At 54.9% G+C, this 5,476-nt stretch carries 2 tRNA genes and 3 rRNA genes; all 5 read right to left on the bottom strand.

Features of this window, described 5'->3' with window-relative positions:
* Positions 1-5: 5 nt before the first annotated feature.
* The 5 genes from rrf to WCE59_RS13690 all read right to left on the bottom strand — a co-directional run bounded on the left by rrf (position 6) and on the right by WCE59_RS13690 (position 5,198).
* Positions 6-119: ribosomal RNA gene (gene rrf / locus WCE59_RS13710) — 5S ribosomal RNA — on the bottom strand.
* Positions 120-255: 136 nt separating this feature from the next.
* Positions 256-3,135: ribosomal RNA gene (locus WCE59_RS13705) — 23S ribosomal RNA — on the bottom strand.
* Positions 3,136-3,368: 233 nt separating this feature from the next.
* Positions 3,369-3,445: transfer RNA gene (locus WCE59_RS13700), tRNA-Ile, on the bottom strand.
* 28 nt (positions 3,446-3,473) lie between these two features.
* Positions 3,474-3,549 (bottom strand) — tRNA-Ala (locus WCE59_RS13695).
* A gap of 104 nt (positions 3,550-3,653) precedes the next feature.
* Positions 3,654-5,198, bottom strand: a 16S ribosomal RNA gene (locus WCE59_RS13690).
* The 16S, 23S and 5S rRNA genes sit together here with 2 tRNA genes alongside, the layout of an rRNA operon.
* Positions 5,199-5,476: the final 278 nt, after the last annotated feature.

The raw sequence follows: 5,476 nt of genomic DNA, 5'->3' as shown, positions 1-5,476 counted from the left end.
AAAAACCCTGGCGATGACCTACTCTCGCATGCTAGATGCACACTACCATCGGCGCGTGCGTGTTTCACTTCCGAGTTCGGAATGGGATCGGGTGGTTCCACGCAGCTATTGTCACCAGGGAGAGGGTGGAGGGTCGCGGGTTGATCCGACGGAATAATTCCATGGGATCGATCGCGCTCACGCTCTCAGAGGGGGGATGTAGCGAGCCGAAACGAACTCAGACGTGTCGTCGAGTCCAAGGCTACTTGAGGTTATATGGTCAAGCCACACGGATCATTAGTACTGGTTAGCTAAATACATTGCTGCACTTACACACCCAGCCTATCAACCACCTGGTCTTGATGGTTCCTTCAGGGGAGTCAAGCTCCCGGGAGATCTCATCTTGAGGCACGCTTCCCGCTTAGATGCTTTCAGCGGTTATCGCTTCCGAACGTAGCTACCCGGCAGTGCCACTGGCGTGACAACCGGAACACCAGAGGTTCGTCCACTCCGGTCCTCTCGTACTAGGAGCAGCCCCTCTCAAATCTCCAACGCCCATGGCAGATAGGGACCGAACTGTCTCACGACGTTCTGAACCCAGCTCGCGTACCACTTTAAATGGCGAACAGCCATACCCTTGGGACCGACTACAGCCCCAGGATGTGATGAGCCGACATCGAGGTGCCAAACACCGCCGTCGATATGAACTCTTGGGCGGTATCAGCCTGTTATCCCCGGAGTACCTTTTATCCGTTGAGCGATGGCCCTTCCATACAGAACCACCGGATCACTAAGACCTACTTTCGTACCTGCTTGATCCGTCGATCTCGCAGTCAAGCACGCTTATGCCTTTGCACACAGTGCGCGATGTCCGACCGCGCTGAGCGTACCTTCGTGCTCCTCCGTTACTCTTTAGGAGGAGACCGCCCCAGTCAAACTACCCACCATACACGGTCCCCGACCCGGATTACGGGCCCAGGTTAGAACGTCAAGCACGACAGGGTGGTATTTCAAGGTTGGCTCCACCACAGCTAGCGCCATGGTTTCAAAGCCTCCCACCTATCCTACACAGACGAACTCAACGTTCAGTGTAAAGCTATAGTAAAGGTTCACGGGGTCTTTCCGTCTTGCCACGGGAACGCTGCATCTTCACAGCGATTTCAATTTCACTGAGTCTCGGGTGGAGACAGCGCCGCCATCGTTACGCCATTCGTGCAGGTCGGAACTTACCCGACAAGGAATTTCGCTACCTTAGGACCGTTATAGTTACGGCCGCCGTTTACCGGGGCTTCGATCAAGAGCTTCGCCTTGCGGCTGACCCCATCAATTAACCTTCCGGCACCGGGCAGGCGTCAGACCCTATACGTCCACTTACGTGTTTGCAGAGTCCTGTGTTTTTGATAAACAGTCGCAGCGGCCTGGTCACTGCGGCCCCCGACAGCTATAGCTCGCATGAGCCACCATCAAGGGCGCACCTTCTCCCGAAGTTACGGTGCTATGTTGCCTAGTTCCTTCACCCGAGTTCTCTCAAGCGCCTGAGAATTCTCATCCTGTCTACCTGTGTCGGTTTACGGTACGGTCTGCGTAAGCTGAAGCTTAGAGGATTTTCCTGGAAGCGTGGGATCAGTGACTTCGTCCTAATGGACTCGTCTCGGTGCTCGGTCTTAAAGGGACCCGGATTTGCCTAAGTCCCAAACCTACTGCCTTTCCCCGGGACAACCAACGCCCGGTACACCTACCCTTCTCCGTCCCCCCATCGCACTTACGCGAGGTGCTGGAATATTAACCAGCTTCCCATCGACTACGCATTTCTGCCTCGCCTTAGGGGCCGACTCACCCTGCGCCGATTAACGTTGCGCAAGGAAACCTTAGACTTTCGGCGTGCGGGTTTTTCACCCGCATTATCGTTACTCATGTCAGCATTCGCACTTCCGATACCTCCAGCAGACTTCTCAATCCACCTTCAGCGGCTTACGGAACGCTCCTCTACCGCGCACATTGCTGTGCACTCCAAGCTTCGGTTCAGTACTTAGCCCCGTTAAATCTTCCGCGCAGACCGACTCGACCAGTGAGCTATTACGCTTTCTTTAAAGGGTGGCTGCTTCTAAGCCAACCTCCTGGCTGTCTATGCCTTTCCACATCGTTTCCCACTCAGCACTGAATTGGGGACCTTAGCTGTGGATCTGGGTTGTTTCCCTTTCCACGACGGACGTTAGCACCCGCCGTGTGTCTCCCACGCAGTCCTTCTCGGTATTCGGAGTTTGCCATGGTTTGGTAAGTCGCGATGACCCCCTAGCCATAACAGTGCTCTACCCCCGAGAGGATTCACATGAGGCGCTACCTAAATAGCTTTCGAGGAGAACCAGCTATCTCCGGGTTCGATTAGCTTTTCACTCCTAATCACACCTCATCCCCTACTTTTGCAACAGTAGTGGGTTCGGGCCTCCAGTTGATGTTACTCAACCTTCACCCTGGGCATGACTAGATCACCCGGTTTCGGGTCTACTGCCCGCGACTATGCGCCCTTATCAGACTCGGTTTCCCTTCGCCTCCCCTAAACGGTTAAGCTTGCCACGAACAGTAAGTCGCTGACCCATAATACAAAAGGTACGCAGTCACTCCACGAAGGAGCTCCTACTGCTTGTACGCACACGGTTTCAGGGTCTATTTCACTCCCCTCACCGGGGTTCTTTTCGCCTTTCCCTCACGGTACTGGTTCACTATCGGTCGGTCAGGAGTATTTAGCCTTGGAGGATGGTCCCCCCATGTTCAGACAGGGTTTCACGTGCCCCGCCCTACTCACATTCATCGATATGGCCCTTTCGCATACAGGGCTGTCACCTTCTATGGCCAACCTTTCCAGGTTGTTTTGCTAAAACCAAATCGACTTTTGGGCTGTTCCCCGTTCGCTCGTCGCTACTCAGGGAATCTCTGTTGATTTCTTTTCCTCCGGGTACTTAGATATTTCAGTTCCCCGGGTTCGCCTTGCATGGCTATGTATTCACCATGCAATACTCCTTGCGGAGTGGGTTTCCCCATTCGGACATTGCCGGATCAAAGCTTGTTGCCAGCTCCCCGACACTTTTCGCAGGCTGCCACGTCCTTCATCGCCTCTGACCGCCAAGGCATCCACCGTGTGCGCTTATTCGCTTGACCATATAACCCCAAGTCGCCTCGGAGTTAACTTCTGCCGGTGATTACAAGCCACCGACGCGAATATGCAACGACTCAAATTAGGAATCTCTAGGATTCCCGCCTTAGCCTCAAACGACACGTCTGGACAAGTTCGTCTCAAACGCTCGCTACATCCCATTTTCAAAGATCACGCGCCGGCCTCAACGCCGTCGCAGTCAATTCTTATAGTGTGCGCAGATCATCCAGTATTCCGATGGTGGGTCTGGGAGGACTCGAACCACCGACCTCACCCTTATCAGGGGTGCGCTCTAACCACCTGAGCTACAGACCCGAAAAACTTCGGACTCACGGGTAAAGCGTGGTGGAGCCAGTCGGGATCGAACCGACGACCCCCTGCTTGCAAAGCAGGTGCTCTCCCAGCTGAGCTATGGCCCCATAGGGGACGCTCCCACGGCTACCGCTTGCGCGGCTTACCGGATACTACTGGATGCAGGTCACTTGTGCGGACGCCTGGACAGGCAGAATGCCGTCCGGTCTCTAAAGGAGGTGATCCAGCCGCACCTTCCGATACGGCTACCTTGTTACGACTTCACCCTAGTCATGAATCACACCGTGGTAACCGTCCTCCCGAAGGTTAGACTAGCTACTTCTGGTGCAACCCACTCCCATGGTGTGACGGGCGGTGTGTACAAGGCCCGGGAACGTATTCACCGCAGCAATTCTGATCTGCGATTACTAGCGATTCCGACTTCACGGAGTCGAGTTGCAGACTCCGATCCGGACTGGGAGAAGGTTTCTGGGATTGGCTAGCTCTCGCGAGTTTGCAGCCCTCTGTCCTTCCCATTGTAGTACGTGTGTAGCCCTGGCCGTAAGGGCCATGATGACTTGACGTCATCCCCACCTTCCTCCGGTTTGTCACCGGCAGTCTCCTTAAAGTTCCCACCATTACGTGCTGGCAACTAAGGACAAGGGTTGCGCTCGTTGCGGGACTTAACCCAACATCTCACGACACGAGCTGACGACAGCCATGCAGCACCTGTGTTCCGGTTCCCGAAGGCACCCTCCAATCTCTCGGAGGTTCCGGACATGTCAAGGCCAGGTAAGGTTCTTCGCGTTGCATCGAATTAAACCACATACTCCACCGCTTGTGCGGGCCCCCGTCAATTCCTTTGAGTTTCAGTCTTGCGACCGTACTCCCCAGGCGGCGAACTTAACGCGTTAGCTTCGATACTGAAGACTCAATTGTCCCCAACATCCAGTTCGCATCGTTTAGGGCGTGGACTACCAGGGTATCTAATCCTGTTTGCTCCCCACGCTTTCGTGCCTCAGTGTCAGTGCTGGTCCAGGTAGTCGCCTTCGCCACGGATGTTCCTCCCGATATCTACGCATTTCACTGCTACACCGGGAATTCCACTACCCTCTACCGCACTCTAGCCCGCCAGTATCCAATGCAATTCCCAGGTTGAGCCCAGGGCTTTCACATCAGACTTAACGAACCACCTACGCACCCTTTACGCCCAGTAATTCCGAGTAACGCTTGCACCCTTCGTATTACCGCGGCTGCTGGCACGAAGTTAGCCGGTGCTTATTCTTTGGGTACCGTCATTCCATCCGGGTATTAACCGGACGTCTTTCTTTCCCAACAAAAGGGCTTTACAACCCGAAGGCCTTCTTCACCCACGCGGCATGGCTGGATCAGGCTTTCGCCCATTGTCCAATATTCCCCACTGCTGCCTCCCGTAGGAGTCTGGGCCGTGTCTCAGTCCCAGTGTGGCTGATCATCCTCTCAGACCAGCTACGGATCGTCGCCTTGGTGGGCCTTTACCCCACCAACTAGCTAATCCGACATCGGCTCATCTATCTGCGCGAAGCCCGAAGGTCCTCCGCTTTCACCCGTAGGTCGTATGCGGTATTAGTCCCGGTTTCCCGAGGTTATCCCCCACAAATAGGCAGATTCCGATGTATTCCTCACCCGTCCGCCACTCGCCACCCAGAGAGCAAGCTCTCCTGTGCTGCCGTTCGACTTGCATGTGTTAGGCCTGCCGCCAGCGTTCACTCTGAGCCAGGATCAAACTCTTCACTTAAGTCTTGCAGGGCCGAAGCCCTTAAGTCTTGAGTGCAGTCGTCGTTACCTGAGCCCCAATTACTCGCTTGCATTTGCATGCATTTGAATCTTTGTTGCTCTTGCGACAAACGTCTGCATTTTGTGGATGGTCACCCACCTGCCAGACGCCCGCACAAGTCACCTGCGCACACTGTCAAAGAACCCGGGAACAGGCCTCAGCGCCTGGATCCCAACCCCTCGCAAGTTCTCGAGGGGAGCCGCACATGATAGCGCGGATTTGGTTTCTGTCAACACCTC

This window comes from Luteimonas qiangzhengi, from assembly GCF_039548515.1.
GTDB lineage: Bacteria > Pseudomonadota > Gammaproteobacteria > Xanthomonadales > Xanthomonadaceae > Luteimonas.
This window is presented reverse-complemented; position numbering and strand designations above follow the sequence as displayed.